This is a genomic window from uncultured Streptomyces sp. (genome assembly GCF_947488945.1).
GTDB lineage: Bacteria > Actinomycetota > Actinomycetes > Streptomycetales > Streptomycetaceae > Streptomyces.
The window spans coordinates 1-245 of the sequence record NZ_CANLBS010000120.1; the positions used below are offsets into that span (position 1 = coordinate 1).

1 protein-coding gene is annotated in these 245 nt (G+C 74.7%); it reads left to right on the forward strand.

Features of this window, described 5'->3' with window-relative positions; translation table 11 throughout:
• The coding region (locus Q0994_RS34065; protein WP_299542632.1) for a catalase-related domain-containing protein at window positions 1-245 on the forward strand (245 nt) is incomplete at both ends.

Below are 245 nucleotides of genomic sequence, written 5' to 3' on the forward strand. Positions count from 1 at the left end.
CACATCGTCGCCGCGTACACCTTCGAGCTCGGCAAGTGCTACGAGCAGGCGGTCAAGGAACGCGCGCTGACGGTCCTGGCAAGGATCGACCCGCAGCTGTGCGCGGAGGTCGCCACCGGCCTCGGCCTGCCCGCCCCGACGGCGGACGCCCCCCTGGCCGACCCGGCGCCGAGCCCGGCCCTGTCCCAGGTCGGGGAGGTCTGGCCGCCGGACGGGCGGATCATCGGCATCGTCGCCGACCACGC